The 21,017-nt window shown below is 34.4% G+C and carries 20 protein-coding genes; 7 read left to right on the top strand and 13 right to left on the bottom strand.

The features are described from left to right. Positions 1-50 precede the first annotated feature (50 nt). The gene (locus ACNQGB_RS08475; protein WP_417946091.1) at positions 51-698 is read right to left on the bottom strand and encodes an NUDIX hydrolase; all 648 of its coding nucleotides are present in this window, start codon (positions 696-698) and stop codon (positions 51-53) included. Between the two features lie 94 nt (positions 699-792). Between ACNQGB_RS08475 and ACNQGB_RS08470 the strand changes: the two genes are divergently transcribed. After that, a complete protein-coding gene (locus tag ACNQGB_RS08470) occupies positions 793-1,233 on the top strand; it encodes a DUF4268 domain-containing protein (RefSeq protein WP_417946093.1) in 441 nt (146 codons plus the stop codon). Positions 1,234-1,324: 91 nt separating this feature from the next. On the opposite strand, the gene ACNQGB_RS08465 is transcribed toward ACNQGB_RS08470, so the two are convergent. The 11 genes from ACNQGB_RS08465 to guaA form a co-directional block, all read right to left on the bottom strand. Further along, positions 1,325-1,735, bottom strand: coding sequence for a hypothetical protein (locus ACNQGB_RS08465; RefSeq protein WP_417946095.1), 411 nt, complete (start codon positions 1,733-1,735; stop codon positions 1,325-1,327). 3 nt (positions 1,736-1,738) lie between these two features. Next, positions 1,739-2,683 carry an NAD(P)H-dependent flavin oxidoreductase gene (locus ACNQGB_RS08460; RefSeq protein WP_417946097.1) on the bottom strand — a complete coding sequence of 315 codons (945 nt, stop codon included), beginning with the start codon at positions 2,681-2,683 and terminating at the stop codon, positions 1,739-1,741. A 12-nt stretch (positions 2,684-2,695) separates the two neighbouring features. Continuing rightward, positions 2,696-4,312, bottom strand: coding sequence for a S8 family peptidase (locus tag ACNQGB_RS08455; protein WP_417946099.1), 1,617 nt, complete (start codon positions 4,310-4,312; stop codon positions 2,696-2,698). A 123-nt stretch (positions 4,313-4,435) separates the two neighbouring features. Further along, entirely contained in the window at positions 4,436-5,623 is a 1,188-nt protein-coding gene (gene mnmA / locus ACNQGB_RS08450; RefSeq protein WP_417946101.1) for a tRNA 2-thiouridine(34) synthase MnmA, read from the bottom strand. 72 nt (positions 5,624-5,695) lie between these two features. Further along, positions 5,696-6,412: a toxin-antitoxin system YwqK family antitoxin gene (locus tag ACNQGB_RS08445; protein WP_417946102.1), complete on the bottom strand. Its 717-nt coding sequence runs from the start codon at positions 6,410-6,412 to the stop codon at positions 5,696-5,698. A gap of 276 nt (positions 6,413-6,688) precedes the next feature. Further along, positions 6,689-8,593 (bottom strand): membrane protein insertase YidC, encoded by a 1,905-nt coding sequence (gene yidC / locus ACNQGB_RS08440; RefSeq protein ID WP_417946104.1) that lies wholly within the window; start codon positions 8,591-8,593, stop codon positions 6,689-6,691. 65 nt (positions 8,594-8,658) lie between these two features. Next, positions 8,659-10,272, bottom strand: a complete 1,614-nt coding sequence (locus tag ACNQGB_RS08435) for a CTP synthase (RefSeq protein WP_417946106.1) — start codon at positions 10,270-10,272, stop codon at positions 8,659-8,661. 152 nt (positions 10,273-10,424) lie between these two features. Continuing rightward, on the bottom strand, positions 10,425-10,658 hold the full coding sequence (locus ACNQGB_RS08430; RefSeq protein WP_309757516.1) for a DUF3820 family protein: 234 nt from the start codon (positions 10,656-10,658) through the stop codon (positions 10,425-10,427). An 80-nt stretch (positions 10,659-10,738) separates the two neighbouring features. Beyond that, complete coding sequence (locus ACNQGB_RS08425; protein ID WP_417946108.1) at positions 10,739-11,140, bottom strand: OsmC family protein; 402 nt, start codon at positions 11,138-11,140, stop codon at positions 10,739-10,741. Continuing rightward, complete coding sequence (locus tag ACNQGB_RS08420) at positions 11,140-13,098, bottom strand: amino acid ABC transporter substrate-binding protein (protein WP_417946110.1); 1,959 nt, start codon at positions 13,096-13,098, stop codon at positions 11,140-11,142. Before ACNQGB_RS08420 ends, ACNQGB_RS08425 begins: the two co-directional genes overlap by 1 nt. A 130-nt stretch (positions 13,099-13,228) precedes the next feature. Beyond that, positions 13,229-14,758 (bottom strand): glutamine-hydrolyzing GMP synthase, encoded by a 1,530-nt coding sequence (gene guaA, locus ACNQGB_RS08415; protein WP_417946112.1) that lies wholly within the window; start codon positions 14,756-14,758, stop codon positions 13,229-13,231. 182 nt (positions 14,759-14,940) lie between these two features. Between guaA and ACNQGB_RS08410 the strand changes: the two genes are divergently transcribed. Then, positions 14,941-15,468 carry a hypothetical protein gene (locus tag ACNQGB_RS08410; protein WP_417946114.1) on the top strand — a complete coding sequence of 176 codons (528 nt, stop codon included), beginning with the start codon at positions 14,941-14,943 and terminating at the stop codon, positions 15,466-15,468. A gap of 11 nt (positions 15,469-15,479) precedes the next feature. Here the strand turns inward: ACNQGB_RS08410 and ACNQGB_RS08405 are convergent, their stop codons facing one another. Next, complete coding sequence (locus ACNQGB_RS08405; protein ID WP_417946857.1) at positions 15,480-16,148, bottom strand: hypothetical protein; 669 nt, start codon at positions 16,146-16,148, stop codon at positions 15,480-15,482. A gap of 276 nt (positions 16,149-16,424) precedes the next feature. Here ACNQGB_RS08405 and ACNQGB_RS08400 point away from each other — a divergent pair, with 276 nt between their 5' ends. Genes ACNQGB_RS08400 through ACNQGB_RS08380 form a run of 5 tightly spaced genes read left to right on the top strand, consistent with a single transcriptional unit; the run spans position 16,425 to position 20,995 of the window. Further along, entirely contained in the window at positions 16,425-16,814 is a 390-nt protein-coding gene (locus ACNQGB_RS08400) for a RidA family protein (protein WP_417946855.1), read from the top strand. 54 nt (positions 16,815-16,868) lie between these two features. Continuing rightward, positions 16,869-18,125 (top strand): voltage-gated chloride channel family protein, encoded by a 1,257-nt coding sequence (locus ACNQGB_RS08395; protein ID WP_417946853.1) that lies wholly within the window; start codon positions 16,869-16,871, stop codon positions 18,123-18,125. Between the two features lie 60 nt (positions 18,126-18,185). Next, positions 18,186-19,190, top strand: a complete 1,005-nt coding sequence (locus ACNQGB_RS08390) for a DHH family phosphoesterase (protein WP_417946851.1) — start codon at positions 18,186-18,188, stop codon at positions 19,188-19,190. Between the two features lie 3 nt (positions 19,191-19,193). Beyond that, a complete protein-coding gene (gene gldI, locus ACNQGB_RS08385) occupies positions 19,194-19,853 on the top strand; it encodes a gliding motility-associated peptidyl-prolyl isomerase GldI (protein WP_417946850.1) in 660 nt (219 codons plus the stop codon). A 14-nt stretch (positions 19,854-19,867) separates the two neighbouring features. Next, positions 19,868-20,995 (top strand): peptidylprolyl isomerase, encoded by a 1,128-nt coding sequence (locus ACNQGB_RS08380; RefSeq protein WP_417946848.1) that lies wholly within the window; start codon positions 19,868-19,870, stop codon positions 20,993-20,995. Positions 20,996-21,017: the final 22 nt, after the last annotated feature.

The following is a 21,017-nucleotide window of genomic DNA, read 5'->3' as shown; positions in this document are numbered from 1 at the left end:
GTTATTTTAATAAAACCATAGACCTAATTGCTTTTTTTACTCAAGTATTCCTATTTTCGGATTAGCACCTCGTTTACAACCTCTTTTAACTCACTCAGCATCATTGCCGTAGCACCCCAAACAATATGTTCTTCGATTTTGAAAGCAGGTATAGTGATATTATTAGCGTATGATGTGGACAAATTTGTTTCTACAACAAGCGCATCATCTAAAAAAACCGACAAAGGCAATTCAATAATATGTGCCACTTCAGAAGGTTGTGGAATGAAAACCAATTCTTCTTGACTAATACCCAAAAAAGGATACACCATGAAGTTGCTAGGCGGAATGTATAATTCTGTAAATGGTTTTAGAATTTCAATTCTATCTGGATGAATTCCCACCTCTTCATGTGTTTCCCGTAATGCTGTCGCTGCAAAGTTTTCATCATCTAGTTCGTATTTTCCACCTGGAAATGCTATTTGAGCAGAATGAACCCCTTCATAGGAATTCCGGACTATTAATACCAAATGTGTTATTTCCTTTTTCGGATAAAAAAGCATCATTACTGCGGCTGTTCGCGGTTTCTTATCTACTATGTTACTACTTCCCAAACTATCTAATCGCTCTAGTGGAGCCATTTTTACATGTGCGTCAAAAGCTGGAAGCTTTGCTTGAATTAATTTAGGAACATACTGTAAAAATTCTTGAAAATCCATAATCAAAGTCTATTTTTGCATTTTAAATAGCATATAAATATAGTTTAGAAAATACATTTTCGCAAGTTTTTCTAAAACCAAAAAGTTATCACAAATGTACAGTAAAGAAGAAACACAGCGATTAAAAAGAGAATTCTGGATAGAATTTGCAGAAAAATATCCCAGAAAATGGGTTCTATACGACACTAAAGTAAAAGATTTTTCTTTTAAATTTTATGTTGACAATAAAAAAGCGCAAGTGTTAATCGATATTGAGCATCGCAATGACGAAAAAAGAATTGCTTATTTTGAAAAACTCGAAGCGTTAAAAAACATTTTGGAAGAAGAATTTATCAAAGATTTAGTTTTCGAAAAAGAACATACACTAGAAAGCGGCAAAACAATTAGCAGAATTTGGGTTGAAAAACTAGGAGTCGGAGTTAGTAATCGCAATTACTGGGATGAAATATTTGCCTTTTATTATGAAAAAATGAATGCTCTGGAATTGTTTTATTTAGAGTATGATGATTTTATAAAAGATATTGAAAAGCTTTAAATTACAAACTCTATAGAAATTAATATTTAATAAAAATGCTTCAATTTGAACGATTTTACTAATCAAATTGAAGCGTTTTTCATCCAAATCACTACACATTAAAAATATTATATACAATAATCCGATCTTCATAATTGATATACAATTGCTTCCTATTTTCTTGTTTTTTTCTAGTAATGATAGAAACGGTACAATCTAGGCCTTCATTGTCTTTGCAAGTAAACGAATACACAATGTCGGTATCATTCTCTTCTATAGGCTGATAATCTATGATTTCAAATAATTGAATAATCTGAGAATAGACTACAATTCTATTTTTATTAGTATCCAAAGAGACTAAAATGTTAACCAAATCTAAATCAGTCCATTTACCCCATTTCCCTTTTTCTGTTTTTTCTAAAACACTAAAGCCGGTGGTTTTAAACTTATAATTTTGCCCATAAGATTGCTGTAATCCCATTAGTAAAAACAAAAATCCGATATATATTTTAGCTTTCGTCATTTATTAAAAATCAAAATTATTCACCTCTCTCTTAGCTGATTCAAAATCAGTTATCATTTCCTCTATAATTGAAGCGGCTGATTTAATATCATGAATTAATCCTGCTACTTGACCAATCTCTAACTCTCCTTCGATTAAATCACCCTCAAACATACCGCGTTTTGCTCTTGCTCTTCCTAATAATTCTAGTAATTCCTCTTTACTCGGCCCTTTTTCATACAATTGCTGCACATCCTGATAAAATTTATTTTTAATTAAGCGAACTGGAGCAAGCTCTTTTAAAGTCAATTGAGTATCGCCCTCTTTAACATTAAGAATTGTTTCCTTGAAATTATCATGTGCCGAAGATTCAATCGATGCTGCAAATCTACTCCCTACCTGAACTCCATCAGCTCCTAAAATCATAGTGGCCAGCATTGCGCGTCCAGTCGCAATACCTCCTGCGGCTATTAAGGGAATTGTAATTTTTTCTTTCACTATCGGAATTAAAGCAAGGGTAGTAGTTTCCTCTCTTCCATTATGGCCTCCAGCTTCAAAACCCTCAGCAACAATTGCGTCGACTCCTGCATCTTGAGCTTTTAATGCAAAAACAGAGCTACTAACTACATGAACAACAGTTATGCCATTTTCTTTCAAGTAAGCTGTCCATGTTTTTGGGTTTCCTGCCGATGTGAAAACAATCTTTACACCTTCATCAACGATAATTTTCATGATTTCTTCGATATTGGGATACAACATCGGAACGTTTACACCAAAAGGTTTTGAGGTGGCCTTTTTACATTTTTGAATGTGTTCGCGCAATACTTCGGGATACATAGAACCTGCACCAATCAAGCCTAAACCTCCAGCATTACTTACTGCACTGGCTAGTTTATAACCACTATTCCAAATCATTCCGCCTTGGACAATTGGATATTTAATCTTAAAAAGTGTTGTGATTTTATTCATGAACAAATTGAACTATGATTTTTTAATTATTTTTCCTTTTTTTGAAAAACCATCCGTTTCCAAAATATAAAAATACAACCCTTCTTGTAACGATTTCAAAGAAATAGTTGCTGTTCCTGGAGTGATATTTTGCTCCAATACTTTTTGTCCTAAAATAGAGTAAATACCAAGTATTCCGTTTGTAAATTTTGCAGGTAATGCAAACGAAATAGTATCACTAGCTGGATTAGGATACACTACAAAATCATCATCATTATTTGATTCGATTGCTAATTGATTACGAACAGCCAAAGCAAAATCAGGTATACCATAGCCATATTGATTATTGGGCGCAGAAAATCTATCTGATGCCTTCACAATTAACTCTCTAATTTCTTTATTTGTTTTTTGAGGAAAGGCCTGCCACAAACAAGCAACCATTCCCGCCATGATTGGACTAGAAAAAGAAGTTCCATCGGCCGTTACAATATTTCCAGCCGGATCTGAGACTACAGCTGCTTGTCCTTGAGCCATGATATCGGGTTTAATTCTTCCATCAAAAGAAGGACCTCTCGAACTAAATGAAGTTAAAACTTCTATAGAATTCACAGCACCTATGGCTAATACTGAAATACCATCTGCAGGAACTCCAATATAAGGATTAGAAGAGTTACCTGAATTTCCAGCAGAAGTGACTAACAACATACCTCTACTGAATGCAACTTCTGATCCACGGGTCATAAAAGCAGTGCTTCCATTCATTTCGTTATACGTGTGATTGTACGCTTTATTATCAAATTCAAAATACCCCAAAGAGGTATTGATAATATCGACTCCTAAACTATCTGCTCTTTCTGCTGCTTCAACCCAAAGTGATTCTTCGACAGGATTTTCTGAGGCAACATCTTCTGTAATAAATAAATAATAAGAAGCATCTGGCGCAGTACCCACTAATGAATTTTCCTTGTAGCCTCCCATTGTAGAAAGCACTAAAGTTCCATGTGAATCTGCAGTATACACATTTGGATTTCGTGCTACATAATTATAACCACCCAAAATCTGATTATTGATTCGTAATCTCTGAAAAGGCTGTGCTGTATTTACACCGGGAAAACCACCATCCATTACTGCGATAATTTTACCCGAGCCTGTATAGTTTTGTTGGTGCAAAGCTTGTCCGTTGAGCATCTGAATTTGATTCGATGAAGAACCGTAGGCGTAGTCAATCTTTATTTTCTGTACTTTATTTACCTTTTGAGTTTTTGAATTCTTTGCTATTCTTGCAGTTTGGTTTAATGATTTATCCGCAAAATCAACTTTACTAACAAAAGGTAACGAAGCTAAGGCATTAATATTAGCTTGAGATCCTCGAATATGGAGCGCATTCAGCCACCTCGATTTTGCCATAACTGTTATCCCCGAAGCATTTTTTACCTGACTAATATATGTTAACTCTACAGGAACATCTTTTAAATCTAATGGTATATTTTGGTTGGTTCTTCGATCCAACGCTCTTTGAGATAGCATTTTTAATGGATCAGAAGTAAACGTTTGAGAATTAGGTTTGCCGTTAAAATAAACCCAAGCATCTTGTTGCGAAAAACCAGTTGCACTCAATAGTAAAAAAAGATAAAGGTAAAATTTTTTCATATTTAAATTTGTTAAGTGGATTCAGCTGATAAATGCGAATACCTGATTATTTTTAAACCTCATTTAATTTACTAAATTTCAAAAAAATCTATTCTTAGATCTTATCTTTAATGAAACACTACATTAAGAAATTACTCCTGATCCAACTAATTCTTCCCCTAAATACCAAGCTACAAATTGCCCTTTGGTTATTGCAGATTGTGGTTCATCAAAAGCTACGTACATCCCATTTTCAAATTGATGCAAAGTAGCACGCTGCAATGGCTGCCTGTAGCGAATCCTTGCAATTACCTGCATTGTTGCTCCATTGAGTAAAGATAAATCTTTTCGAATCCAATGCACCTCTGCTTTATCAATAAATAAGGCTTTTTTGAAAAGTCCAGGATGCTGGCTCGTTAATCCCGTATAAATTGTATTGGTATCAACATCGGTAGCGATAATAAACAAGGGGTCAGTTGTTCCACCCACATTTAAGCCTTTGCGTTGTCCAGTCGTAAAATAATGCGCTCCTTGATGTTTTCCAACTACTTTACCCATTTGCGGAGTATAAAGTATTGGAGCAGCAACCACTTTTAGCTCTTCTTCAATTGATAAATCTGTGGGTATTTCAGTATTGTAAACCGAATCATTTTTATCGATTTGAATGATTAAGCCTTCTTTGGGTTGCAGTTTTTGCTGTAAAAACTCTGGCAAACGTACTTTTCCAATAAAACACAAACCTTGCGAATCTTTCTTTTCTGCAGTGATTAGCTCCATTTCAGTTGCTATTTCTCGAACCTCAGGCTTGGTTAATGCCCCAATAGGAAACAGAGATTTCGCTAATTGCTCTTGTGACAATTGACATAGAAAATAAGATTGATCTTTATTAGAATCTGCACCTGCTTTAAGTTGATAAACCGTTTCTCCATTAACTTCTATTTCACTTTTTTGACAATAATGCCCTGTAGCTACAAAATCAGCTCCAAGACTTAATGCAATTTTCATAAAAACTTCAAATTTTATTTCACGGTTACAAAGAACGTCAGGATTTGGAGTACGCCCTTTTTCATATTCGCTAAACATATAGTCAACGATTTTCTCTTGGTATTCTTCACTTAAATCAACCGTTTGGAAAGGAATTCCTAATTTTTCGGCCACCAATAAGGCATCGTTACTGTCCTCGAGCCATGGGCATTCATTTGAAATCGTTACCGAATCATCATGCCAATTTTTCATAAAAAGTCCAATAACTTCATACCCTTGTTGCTGCAATAAGTACGCTGCAACACTTGAATCTACACCTCCAGAAAGTCCTACAACTACACGCTTCATCTTTAAAAAATTACAATTTTATAAGGAGGCAAAGTTACAAAACATTTACAACAGAACTTGTTAAGAATATCGTTATTTATTTTCGGATTTTGTTGCATTTTCAGGAAAACTCATATTCGTTTCTTTGACTAATTTTCCTTTTTCAAAAAACTGCCAAACACCTGATTTTTTGCCATTTACAAATTGTCCTTTTGAAACAATATTGCCATTTCCATCGCTGAAAATAGCTAAACCATTGTAAATATTATTCTTAAAAATCGACTCTTCTAGAACAACCCCTTTTTCAGTATATTTTTTGTAAAAACCATTTTTCAAATTATTTTTATAATTTATTTCTTCAGCAACCTTACCGCTAATATAAAAAACGGTACGCAATCCATCGAGCTTACCCTTACTATAATTCTCCGTAGTCATTATATTTTTTGAAGCCTCGTGGTAGTATTTCCACAGTCCTTCAAATAATTTATTAACTACTTTACCCTCACTAACTTTATTTTTATTTTGATCATAAAAAATTGTGTAGGCTGAATTGTCTTTTGCATTAAATTCCCTGGTAGCTATGATAGATCTGGCTTTTGTATCATCATAAAAACTAAAAATCCCTATTTCCTTACCATGATCAAACGCCCCTTCGTATCGAGGTCTTTTTGATTCCTCAAAAACGCCTTTCCAGAGTCCATGCTTTTTTCCGTTTATATCCAACTTGTTGAATTCGGTTTGGGCTAAAATATTTTGGCTAAAAAACATTACAGCTAAAAGGACAATAAAATTAATGTGGTGTTTTTTCATTATTACTTAGTGTTTGAACATACTTATGAAACTGATAATTTACATTTTTATTTTAGCAAATTTACAAATTATTTACAAAGAGTACGGATACAACTATAAAGGACACTGTAACACTGTTGTATTCCTGATACAAATCTCAATTCACTACATATATAAATTTACTTATTTAAAAGTAGAGTTCAAATCCTTAGCAGCGATACATACGAAGACTATAACTGTTAATTTGAATTATGTAAACAAAAAAAAAGCTCTCATTTCTGAGAGCTTGTATAGGAATTACTTTTTCTTTTGCTGTGCTTTTTGAGCTTCAGCTTGTTCCATCACTTCTTGTAGTTTTTTCTGGAATTTACCTTGTTTTTTCGGCTCTTTCAACTTATTTTCTTGAATTTGAGCGTGAATCTTATCACTGTCGATAAAGTACCTTTTGATGACAATCATAATTCCGATAGTAATCAAATTTGAAATGAAGTTATACAAACTCAATCCAGCACCGTAACTATTAAAGAAAAACAACATCATTATGGGTGAAACATAAATCATTATTTTCATCATTTTTGCCATATCTGGCATTCCCTCTTGTTGTGGAGCAGCCATTTGTTGATCTCCAGATGTCATTTTCATATAAAAGAAAATAGCGATTGCAGCCAGAATAGGAAACAAACTGATATGATTTCCATAAAAAGGAATGTAAAAAGGCAATTTTACAATTTCATCAAAAGAGGAAAGGTCATCTGCCCAAAGAAAACTTTTATGTCTCAACTCAAATGCGGATGGAAAAAACTGAAACGAAGCCATCAAAAAAGGCATTTGAATCAATGCAGGTATACAACCAGCCATAGGATTAACTCCTGCTTTGTTGTATAATTTCATTGTTTCTTGTTGCTTTTTCATGGGATCTTTCTTGAATTTTTCACCCAATTCTGCAATTTCTGGACGCAATAACTTCATTTTTGCTTGAGACAAGAATGATTTGAAAGTTATTGGTGACATGGCCAATTTTATCAGTATTGTAAAAATAATAATTGCAATACCATAAGCAATATACGATCCTAAGAAACCAAATAATGGTACAAATATAAAACGGTTGATCCACCCGATTATTCCCCAACCTAAAGTTACAATTTTCTCTAAATTTAAATCATAACTAGCCAATGTTTTAAAATCAGATGGCCCCATGTACCAACTTAATTTATGATCAATTTCACCATTAGTAAAAGCTAAAGGAATATTTGCTTTAAATGATTTAGTAAATGTTGTATCTACTTTTTCATCATTCATCAAGTTAGTTGATGTTACTTGCGCGTTTTCAAATGGAGTTTTGGAAACTAATATAGTAGAGAAAAAATGCTGTTTGAAAGCTATAAATGTTGGTTTTTCAAGTAACTCATTCTCAGAAGCTCCAAGTCCGGCATAGTCTACTTTACCGTCTTTGTGCTCAAAATATATTTCAGTATATTTATTTTCGTATGAAATACTTTTTTCATTTCTATTTGCTTTTAGGTTCCATTCTAGATCTAATGGTTTAGCCGTATTCAGTACTTTATTCAATCCTTGTGAACGAATATCAAAACCAATCATGTAATCATTTGGTTTCAAAATATATTTGTACTCTAAGAACTCATTGGCTCCAGCCTTTAATTTCATAGACAAAACTTGGTCTGAACCAATTTTTGTTAATGATGGCTCAAAATACAAATCTTTAGTATTTAAAGTACGATTATCTGAAGTGAGTAATTGTACGTTTAAGTTCGCATTATTATCTTTTATCAGTTGAACTAACTGACCCGAACCCTTTTTGAATTTTTCGAATTTTTTTAAAGTAGCTTCAACAATATAACCTCCTTTGTTGGCTATTGTTAATTTTATCAATTCATTTTCGATAGTAGTCATTCCGGCTTTTGCAGAAGGCAGGGTAGCAGAATAAGCAAAATTTCCTAATGTTTTTTGCAATTGGGCTAATTGGGTAGAATCTCCAGTTGCTGCTACAGCAATAGCTGCTTTTTCAACAATTTTTGCTTCTATAGCCTTGGCTTTTGCTGTTTTAATCTGTAACTCTTTTTGAGCTTTTTCAGCTGCAACCACTTTTGGATCCGGTTGGTTTTGGTACATGATAAAAACTAAAATACCAAAAATTAAGGCAAAACCGATAATCGAATTGAGGTCAAATTTTTTTTGTTCCATTATAATATTTAAAAGTGTTTAATCTATTAGTACCAAATTTCGGTAAATGTTTCACTACATCCCTATTATTTCTTCTTAGCTTGTACAGCCGCTGCAACAAAATTAACAAAAATAGGGTGCGGATTGGCAACGGTACTTTTGTATTCTGGATGGTATTGCACTCCTATAAAAAACGGATGATCTTTAATTTCTACAATCTCAACCAATCCGGTATCTGGATTTACCCCAGTGGCCTGTAATCCTGCTTTTTGCAATTGTTCTACATAACTGCTGTTGTACTCATAACGGTGACGGTGACGCTCTGAAATAGTCTCTTTCCCATATATTTTATAGGCCAATGATTCTTTCTTGATGTCACATTTCCATGCTCCAAGACGCATAGTTCCACCTTTATCAGTAACTGTTTTTTGCTCCTCCATAAGGTTTACAACCGGATGAGCTGTATGTTCGTTCATTTCTGTTGAATTGGCATCTACAAACCCCAATACATTTCTAGCGTGCTCTATAATGGCCATTTGCATACCCAAACAAATCCCGAAAAACGGAACTTTATTTTCTCTAGCGTATTGTACAGCAGCTATTTTACCTTCTATTCCTCTTTCCCCAAAACCTGGAGCTACAAGAATCGCGTCTAAATTAGAGAACTTTTCTTTGATGTTGTTGGCATCAATATGTTCTGAATGGATCGAAATTACATTTACTTTGGTTTCATTGGCAGCTCCTGCATGAATAAACGCCTCCAAAATTGATTTATAACAATCTTGCATTTCTACGTATTTCCCAACCAAACCAATATTTACAGTATGCTTGGGGTTTTTCAATCGCTTCAAGAAAATATTCCAATTCTTTAAATCTGGAGCTGCTTTTTTAGGCAAATCTAATTTTTTTAAAGCCACTACATCTAGTCCTTCTTCCAACATTAAATTTGGAACCTCATATATTGTAGACGCATCAATAGATTGAATAACAGCTTCCCTTTTCACATTGCAAAATAAAGCCAATTTGTTGCGTAATTCCTCTGAAATTTCATGCTCAGTTCTACAAACTAAAATGTCTGCTTTGATACCGCTTTCCATCAAGGTTTTTACGGAATGCTGTGTTGGCTTTGTTTTCAACTCACCTGCAGCAGCTAAATAGGGCACTAAAGTTAGGTGAATAACAATTCCGTTATGCTCTCCTAACTCCCAAACCAGTTGACGAACCGATTCAATATAAGGAAGGGATTCTATATCGCCTACTGTTCCACCTATCTCTGTAATCACAATATCATAATCGCCAGAATTACCTAGCAATTGCATTCTATCTTTGATTTCGTTGGTAATATGAGGGACAACTTGAACCGTTTTACCAAGAAATTCTCCTCTTCTTTCTTTTTCAATAACCGAAAGATATATCCTTCCAGTTGTAACATTATTCGCTTGGGAAGTTGGAACATTTAAAAAACGCTCATAATGTCCTAAATCTAAATCGGTTTCTGCGCCATCATCAGTTACATAACATTCTCCGTGCTCATAAGGATTTAATGTTCCTGGATCTACATTAATATAGGGGTCAAACTTTTGGATGGTTGTACGGTATCCTCTTGCTTGTAACAATTTTGCCAATGATGCTGCTATGATTCCTTTCCCTAGGGAAGAAGTCACACCGCCAGTGACAAAAATATATTTCGTTTGATTCATTCTGTTGTTGTTTGTGTTGTAGTTGTGTAAAAAACTTGGCAAAAATACAATTATAAATTGAGATAAAGCTAATTTGAAAATGAGATAATTTGGAAATTTAAGTTTCCAATCAGACACTAATTTTAACTTCAGAATAGTATAGATTTCCTAATTTATAGTGGTTTTGGGTATCTTTTTTTAATATTTCGAATCAATTCCTCTAATCCATTTAGTTTCAGTTCGTAAATGAGTTGCAGTTGTTGTCCTAACTCTCCTTTTGGGAATCCTTTATTACTATACCATACTACGTAGTATTCTGGCAAGTCAATGAGGTACCTTCCTTCATATTTACCAAAAGGCATTTTGGTATGCGCTAATTTGATAAGTTGTTTTTGATTTTGTTCCATTATTTATGAAAAAAATCAAGAGACAAGAAACAAGAACTACCGCTGAATCTTGTTTCTTATCTCTTGAAATACAAATCTGTTTATTTCCAGTTAAAACTAATGCGTTTTTCTATTTCAGGGTGCAAACTTAAAAATACTGGACAAGTCATGGCAACTCTTTCTAGAATTATTTTATTCTTTTCAGTAATAACTCCGTTCATTTCAAATGAAATATCAATCGCTCCAATACGCCTTGGATCTGCATTCATGATTTTAGTAACTGCAGCAGTAGAACCCTGTAAATCGACTTCTAAATCACGAGCTTTTATACCCATAACGGTCATCATACAACTTGCCAAAGCATTCGCAACTGTATCTGTTGGTGAGAAAGCAGCTCCTTTTCCGTTATTGTCTAATGGAGCATCCGATAGTATTTCAGTTCCTGATTGTAGGTGAATAGATGAAGTTCTTAAATCCCCCAAGTACGTTACTTTTGATGTCATTAGTTGGCTTGTTTTATGGTTAAATCGGTATCGTAGTATAAAATATACACGCCTTTATTAATATAGCCACCGTCTTCTTTTTTATAAAATTCGAACTTATTATCGACTTGTTCGGTTGCTGTACTTTCTATAGTTTCTTGGTATTTTTTATCTTGCGACAATCGCATCATCGTGTCAAAAGTGATATCAAATCCGCGTGTTGCAAAAGTGCTCGGATATATTTTATTTTTCCTTTTAAATTCTTTTTCAAAAATCATGGCTTCAGTCGATTGGTTCTCACGAGTAACAGACGGATACATTAATTTCAATTTGGCCAAGCTCTGAAAATTAATCTCATCAGTGTCTAATGTTTCGTTGGGTTCTAAAATAACCAATTGTACCTTAAATGCTGCCATCGCATTCAACAAAACAGACATCGTAGCTTTGATCATCCCTGTATTTTCTGTTTCCATTACTACATAATTGATACGATCTTTAACAAATAAACTTTTAAGATTTTCAGCAGATACACCAACATTTGCCGTAAGCGTTGAAAACTTAACGTCCTTATGATTTTCTTGAATAAATTGTATCACTGAACCTTTTTTCTTATCAACGACCGCTATTATATTACCATTTTTAGCTCTCATGAAATCGAATACCGCATTTTTAACTACAGTGGTTGTTGGAATCGTTTGCAACACATTACTAAAGGAAGCGCCTGTATCCTTTGATAATGGCGAAATCACCGGCACTTCGTAACTGTTGAGTAATTCGGCTGTTTTCTCTACGTTACTTTGATAAAAAGGCCCAATTATAGCAGCGGCATTTTCTAAATTATTAGCTTTTATAAGAGCTGCAACATTAGAGCTATTTTTAGTTTCTTGAGAATCAAAAATACTCACATCAATGGCTAGTCCTAATTGTTTAGCCGAATCAATTGCGATCAAAGCGCCAGCATAAAAATCCAATGTCATGTTTAAAAACTTGTCTTTTTTTAGACGCATTGCAGTCGAATTAATCGAATCGCCTTCAATTTTTGAAAGGTTGAAAGGCAAAAGCAAAACCAGTTTTTTTCTGTCATTCAAACCGTTTTGTTTTGACAATGAAATATAAGCCTTTTTAGTTTCTGGTTCTTGCGGAATAGCCGCTGATGAAGGAACTCTTAAAACCATACCTACTTCTACACCTTTGGCTAAATCAGGATTTAATGCAATCATTTCTTCTTGCGATAATCCAGCCATTTTAGACAACCTGAACAAGGTTTCTTTTGGCTTAACGGTATACTCTATATATTTAATTTTTGGACTTGGTTCTGGAGTAAGTACTTGTACCATTTCTTTGGCAGGATCCCTAACTGTACTTTTCTCTACTTTTGGTAGCGAAGTTGAAGGATTCCCTTTAATAATCAATTTGAAACCAACTGGTAAATTGGCAACTATCTCAGGATTTTTTTTCTCTAATTCATCAATGCTAATATCGTATTTTTTAGCAATTGAATACTTAGTTTCTTTTGGTAAAACGTCATGAAAAACAACTTGATTTTGTACTGAATTTGAAGTTTTCAGACCAATTTGCGTCGGAATAACAAGTGTTTGCCCAATTTGCAATCCTTCTTTTTCCAAAAATGGATTTGCTTTTTTTAATGCTTCGTCTGAAACATCATATTTTTTTTCAATACCATATAAAGTCTCTTTTGGAGCGACATTATGAGTAATCATTTTTGCAACTGGCTTCTTTTGAACCACAACTTTTTGTTGGCTTTTGTTTTTTGGAATCAACAAAACGCTGTTGGGTTTTAATCCACTTTGTGCATCGGGATTTAATTGAAAGATGTCATACGGAGTAACATTATACTTTTGCGCAATCTGACTGATTGTCTCCCCTTTCTCCACTTTATGAGTCGTCGTTTTTTCTTGTGAAAAAACACTAGAATTAAAAAACAAAGTCATTATACAAGTCGCAAAAAAATATTTCATCCTTTTTATTTATAAATTATTCAATTCTTAATAACGAACGGTACCAAATTTTATTCCAAAAATCTGATACCGTTTTATAGCCAACAGTAAAAAAAGTGTTGACCTAAAGATTGTATTTTAATCTAAAGTCTTATTCCCACTCAATAGTTGCTGGCGGTTTTGAACTAATATCATACACCACTCTATTCACTCCTTTTACCTTATTGATAATGTCGTTTGACACTTTCATCAAGAAATCGTACGGTAAATGTACCCAGTCAGCGGTCATACCGTCTGTAGATTCAACGGCACGAAGCGCAATCACTTTCTCATAAGTTCGCTCGTCACCCATAACACCTACACTATTCACAGGAAGTAAAATTGCTCCTGCTTGCCACACTTTATCATACAATCCCCAAGATTTTAATCCATCAATAAAAACAGCATCTACATCTTGCAAAATTTGCACTTTTTCAGGTGTAATATCGCCTAGAATTCTAATTGATAATCCTGGCCCAGGAAAAGGATGCCTTCCTAATAGCTCAGGATCAATTCCTAATGAAGCTCCTACTCTTCGTACTTCATCCTTAAAAAGCATGCGCAAAGGCTCTACTATTTTAAGTTTCATATAATCTGGCAATCCGCCTACGTTGTGATGCGATTTTATAGTAGCTGAAGGTCCTTTTACAGAAACAGATTCAATAACATCTGGATAAATTGTTCCTTGTGCCAACCATTTTACGTCTTCAATAAGATGCGATTCATCATCAAAAACTTCGATAAAAACGCGTCCTATAATTTTGCGTTTGGTTTCTGGATCACTTACTCCCGCCAATTCAGACAAGAAACGATCACCAGCGTCTACTCCTTTTACATTCAAACCCATTCCTTTGTATTGGTCTAATACATTCTGGAATTCGTTTTTGCGAAGTAAACCATTATTTACAAAAATGCAGTATAGATTTTTTCCAATTGCCTGATGCAACAAAACTGCCGCAACAGTAGAATCTACACCACCAGAAAGACCAAGAACTACTTTATCGTCTTGTAACTTCTCCTTTAATTCTGCTACCATTTCCTCGACGAAAGCACCAGGTGTGAAATTTTGAGGAACTTCTGCGATTTTTACTAAAAAGTTTTCCAGCATTTTTGATCCATCCGTAGAATGGAAAACTTCTGGGTGGTATTGAATTGCATAAGTGGCCTCACCTTCAATTTTGTAAGCTGCAAATTCTACATCATACGTACTCGCCAATTTTACTCCATTGGCTGGTAGCGCTTTGATGCTATCACTATGACTCATCCAAACTTGGCTATTTTCTGAAACCCCTTCAAAGAAAACTTCATTTTCTTTAATGAAATTTAAATTAGCTCTACCATACTCTCTGGTATTTGAGGCTGCTACTTCGCCACCACTAAAATGAGCTAAGTATTGTGCTCCGTAACATACGGCTAGTAATGGTAGTTTCCCTCTAATTTGAGATAAGTCTGGATGTGGCGCATCTTCTGACCGAACAGAAAAAGGGCTTCCACCTAGTATTACTGCTTTGTAAGAGGATAAATCACTCGGAAAATGATTGTAAGGAAATATTTCGCAGAATATATTTAATTCGCGAACTCTACGCGCAATAAGCTGTGTGTATTGCGATCCGAAATCTAAAATAAGGACGTTGTGTTGCATGCGCAAAAATACTTTTTATATTTTGATTTGAAAATTGAATTCTGAAAAAAATTCTTTTTCTTTGTAAAGATTGAATTCTCAATCAAAGAAATTATAGTATGCTAAAAAACCTAATTCAAAATATTTACGTACTTTAAAGCACAACCATTTTAAAAATTCATCGCAAATTAAACCCCATTTCTATGAGAACAAAAATTTATTTATCAGTTGTTACCTTAATGCTTTTAATAACTTCCTGTAATGCTATTGATGATTTATTGACTTTTACAATCGATAATCAAACTACTTTTAAAATTAGCAGTGGATTCCCTATTGGAACAGCTTTCAGCGTAATTACCCCAGATATACCTACCAATTCTAGTTCTACTTTTGAAAACAACAATACTAAGGCAGACTTGGTAAAAAATGTAAAAATTAGCGAATTAAAATTGACGATTACAAATCCAACTGACAAGTCTTTTAGCTTTTTGAAATCGGTTCGTTTGTTTATCTCAACAGATGCAAATGATGAAATAGAACTGGCTTATTTAGAAAATATTAATTCAACAACCAACACTTTAAATTTGATCTGCACAGATCAAAGTTTAGACAAATATATAAAAGCATCTTCTTATAAAATAAGAACCGAAGCAGTTCTAAAAGAAAGTATAGCTCAAGATATTACGGTTAAAGCTGATATGAAATTCAGAGTTACCGCTGATCCATTTTAGGCTTTTATTCATTATTCTTTTGTAACTACAATTGTAGCTTTAAAACCTGTTCCAAGATTCCATTGACTTGCCGAAATCAGACCGCCGTTATCATCGTAGATCTGAAATTCGGCAGTATTGGGTCCAGAACTTCCTTGATTCAATGCTTCAAAATCGATCTTGTTAAAACCTTTCTCAAGTACTATTTCAAAACCTTGAAAATTATTATCTAAAATTACTTGATATTCAATCACTTTATCATTCAAGTATACGCGAATCTTATCTCCATCTACGTAAGCAGCGTCTCTGTATCTCACTTTTGCGGTGAGCGAACTCGTACTGAAATTTCCTAAGTTTTGATTTTTTCGATACACAAGACCTTCAGATTTATCCTCTTTTTTATTTAATTTATCACGATAGACATCGCCCGGATTCATAAATTCATTTTTGGGAGTCATTGAAAAATTACTCTCAGGAGTTATTGAAAGTGAAGGACTCGGATTTGGATTCAAAAGCTCTGGGTTTTTAAATACATTTGGAGTCTTAATGGGAGGAATATCAGCCGTAGGTGGAATTGCTTTCTTAATTTTAGGAGTATTGTTTTTTGGTGCAATAGGCTTAAATTTTGAACTAAATTCATTTTGAGCAGATCCACTCAAAGTAATACCTACCAATAACATTAAATATAAAATCCTTTTCATAACTTCTTAAAATTTGATGATCCTTGCTGGTAAAAATTTAAAAATAGAAAACCAATTGTATTTATTCAAAAATCAAGTAACAATTTAACTTTCATTTATAACTCTCAAATGCCCAAAATATTACATTTTATTGAACTAATCAGCTAAATAATCCTCACGATTATATTTTATTTTAATCTAAAATTAATGTTTTTATTTTACTTTTTTTCTAACTTGCAAATAGTATGCCACAGCCAAAATATATTTTTTGCTGAACACTTTTTAAAACCAAAAATAATGAAAAGAGAAAATATATTGACCGGCTCACCATGGGAAGATAAAATGGGATACTGTCGTGCCGTTCGCATTAATAATATAATAGAGGTGTCAGGTACAGTTGCTATTGTAGACGGTGAAAAAGTGAAAGCTGATGATGCTTATGCCCAAACACTAAATATTTTAGAACGCGTCGAAAAAGTTTTGGAAGATCTTGATGCAAGTATAAAAGATGTTATTCGAACGCGAATATTCACAACAAATATCAATACATTTGAGGCTGTTGCTGCAGCTCATTCACAATTTTTCAAAGACATAAAACCAACTACAGGTTTCTACGGTATCAATCAACTTGTAGGGCCTGAATATCTGGTTGAAATTGAATTTACAGCAGTCATTTCTGAAAAATAATTTATCTACAAAGGATTTTTATACTTTTGCATAAACTCCCTTTTCATTAAAGTAATGAACATAGAAAACGTTACAAAAATACTGCTGGGGTCGCTCAAATGGATTCTCATTAGTGTTTTAATAGGCATAACAACTGGTTCCGCATCCGCCTTTTTTCTAATTGCACTGGATTGGGTTACAAACTGCAGAGAACATAATAATTGGCTGATTTGGCTTTTACCAATAGGTGGCTTACTCATTGGTTACGGTTATTATTTCGGGGGCAAAGATGTAGCAAAAGGCAACAATTTGTTGCTGGAAGAATACGAAAATCCGCAAAAAAAGATTCCTTTAACAATGGCTCCTTTGGTACTTTTTGGTACGTTAATCACACATCTTTTTGGAGGTTCGGCGGGACGAGAAGGAACAGCTGTGCAAATGGGTGGCACCATTGCCGATCAATTTACAAATGTTTTCAAACTGGATGCTTCGGAAAGGAAAACAATTCTCCTTCTTGGCATCAGTGCTGGTTTCGCTTCCGTTTTTGGTACTCCATTAGCGGGCGCTTTGTTCGCATTAGAAATACTTTTTTTTAGCAAAATCAGCTTCAAGAGTATTCCTTTATCTTTTTTGACCGCTTATATTGCTTATTTGACAGTTGAATTTTGGAACGTAAAACATATCGCATACAGCATTCCCATACTCCCAGATATTAGTTTTACCACTTTATTTTGGATACTAACCGCCAGTATTCTTTTTGGCCTAACCGCCATGTTATTTTCTAGGAGTACTCATTTTTGGAGTCAGCTATTTTCAAAAAACATTTCCTATCCTCCGCTTCGACCTTTTGTTGGCGGAATTTTATTGGCAATAACCATCTATTTTATTGGTACAACAAAGTACATTGGTTTAGGAATTCCCGTGATTGTGGATTCTTTTTCTAACCCAAATACGGCGTATGATTTTCTTCTAAAAATACTATTTACAGGATTCACACTCGGAGCAGGATTTAAAGGTGGCGAAGTAACGCCATTGTTTTTTATAGGCGCTACAGTGGGAAGCGCGCTATCACTCGTAGTTCCGTTACCCATAGCACTTTTGGCTGGAATGGGATTTGTCGCTGTTTTTGCAGGAGCAACGCACACTCCAATTGCTTGTACCGTAATGGGAATAGAGCTTTTTGGGATCGAAAGTGGTATTTTTGTTGGTATTGCTTGCTGCATCGCGTATTTTACCTCTGGATCAGTCGGGATTTACAATGCTCAAATAGTAAAAGGTGCAAAATTTCATTTGTATCAAAAAATAAAAAAAGGAGATACTGATTATTTGTAATCCGTGAAATTCCTGTTAATGATTTCAACATTACATTAAAAAAATGTAATTTCGCAATCTATGAAAATACAAGACATTCAAGCGATTCAGCAGTTATTAGCAACGCCAAAAAAAATTGCTATAATCCCACACCGAGGTCCAGACGGAGACGCCATGGGTTCTACTTTAGGATTATACCATTTTTTAATAAAAAACAACCATCATCCTGTGGTAGTTTCTCCGAACGAATTCCCTGATTTCCTAGCGTGGATGCCAGGATCAGAGAACGTTAAAATATACGAAAAAGACAAAGAAAATTGTACTAAAATACTAGAAGAGGCCGAGATCATTTTTACTTTAGATTTTAATGCATTGCACCGAACTGGTGAAATGGAACAACTGTTAGCGACCCTAAAAGCGCCATTCATCATGATCGATCATCATCAAAAACCAGATGATTATGCTACGTTCACTTATTCTGACACTTCCTTTGGTTCAACTTGCGAAATGATTTACAATTTCATTTCTCTTCTTGGAAAAAAAGGTGATATCGACAAAACTATTGGAACCTGTATTTACACCGGAATTCTTACCGATTCAGGTTCTTTTCGTTTTCCAAAAACCACTGGAACAACGCACAGAATTATTGCTGAATTAATAGATTTAGGTGTCGAAAATACTGAGATTCCGACTTTATTATTTGACAATAGTTCCTACAGTAGATTACAATTATTGGGAAGAGCACTCCAGAATATTAAAGTTTTTACAGCCCATCACACGGCATACACGACTCTTACTCAGGAAGAATTAAATTCATTTGATTATGTAAAAGGCGACACCGAAGGAATAGTAAATTACGGATTAAGCATAAAAGGAATCATTTTTACTGCTATATTTATCGAAAATAAAGAAGAAAAAATCATCAAGATTTCGTTTCGTTCCCAAGGTGATTTTGATGTCAATCAATTTGCAAGAGATCATTTCAATGGTGGCGGCCATCGCAATGCAGCAGGCGGAAAATCAGAAGTATCGATGGAAGAAACTATACGTAAATTTGAAGATTTAGTAACAAAACTAACACTATAAAACATGTCAAAATGCAGTAGGTTGATCGTGTTTGGATGCTTTTTATCCATTTTTATCATAAGTTGCAAGCAACATCAAGATGCTAGAAAGCCGCTGTCTCACACTTCGGGCAGTTTTATGAAAAAATCTATCGAACGCAACAAAAAGCTGGTAGCCAGTGAAGAAACGAATATTGAGGCCCTGATCAAAGGAGATCCAAAAGTAACATACATCGCCTCCAAAAAAGGATATTGGTACACGTATGAGACGAAAAACACATTAGACTCTCTAACTCCAAAAAAAGGAGATGTTGCCTTTTTTGATTACGAAATCAAAGATTTAAAAGGAAATGTAATCTATTCTGAATTAGAATTAAGACCTCAAATCTATTATGTCGACAAGCAAAATATCATGATGGGATTGCGTGATGGTATTAAATTAATGCGTAAAAATGAAAAAGTACGTTTCCTTTTTCCATCAAATATGGGATATGGTTATCATGGTGACGATAAAAAAATTGGCACAAACCAACCCTTAATTTGTATTGTCACCTTACGCGATTTCAAATCGGAAATTTTGTATAAAAAAGAAAGTGAATTAAAACTGAAAGCACCTGTAGCAAAACCAGCCATTAAGACTGAAACACCTGCTGCTGTTGCGCCTAAAGACACCATAACTCAATAAAATTAAAGTAAGAAATGAAAAAAAACATCCTATTCGCATTCCTCGTTATTGCTTCCTTTTACTCTTGTAAAGAAGAACACAACAATCTTCCTGATGGTTTGTACGCAAAAATAGAAACCAACAAAGGGGAAATTATTGTACAATTAGATTTCGAAAAAGCACCAATCACAGTTGCCAATTATGTGGCATTAGCCGAAGGAAAAAATCAATTTGTGACGAATGAAAACCTAAAAGGGAAACCCTTTTTTGACGGATTAAAATTTCATAGAGTGATTCCAGAATTTATGATTCAGACTGGGGATCCTCTTGGAACAGGTTCTGGCGACACTGGTTATAAGTTTAAAGATGAATTCTCTGATTTGAAATTTGATAAAGGCGGAGTTTTGGCTATGGCCAATAACGGACCGACAACCAACAGCAGCCAATTTTTTATTACACACGTTGCAACGCCATGGTTAGAAGGAAAGCATACCATTTTTGGTCGTGTAGTAGAGAAAGGAATGGATGTAGTAAATACTATTGTTCAAAATGATTACATCAATAAAGTGACAATTATCCGAAATGGAGAAGCTGCCAAAAAATTCAATGCAGTAAAAACCTTCACGGATTATTTTGCAGTAGAATCAGAAAACCAAAAGAAAAAGGCAGCTATTGATGCTGAAAACAAAAAAATGTACGACGCAAAATATAAAGAAGTTCGCGAAAATAAAATCGCCTATTTTGCCACTCTAAAAGCCAAAGCTACTAAAACACCAACTGGATTGCAATACACAATCATTAAGAAAAGTGGTGGCAAGAAGCCCGCAAATGGCGCAAACGTTTTCATACACTACGCTGGTTTTCTTGAAGACGGAGAGTTATTTGATGCTAGTATCGAAAGTGTTGCTAAAACATTTGGAAAATACGACGAAAACAGAGCGGCTCAAAACGGATATCAACCTATTCCATTTCAAGCTGGAAGAAAAGATGGCATGATTCCTGGTTTCATAGAAGGACTAGAGCAATTGTCTTTTGGCGATAAAGCCGTAATTTTTATTCCTTCTAATTTAGGATATGGTGCTGCTGGAGCTGGAGGAGTGATTCCGCCTAACGCTAACATCATTTTCGAAATCGAATTATTGGAAACAATGCCACAACAATAGCAGTTTAAAAAGTGATATCTAA

It is taken from the genome of Flavobacterium frigidum (assembly GCF_048286795.2).
The sequence above is the reverse complement of the archived record's forward strand: the minus strand, read 5'-3'. Positions and strand labels throughout refer to the sequence as shown.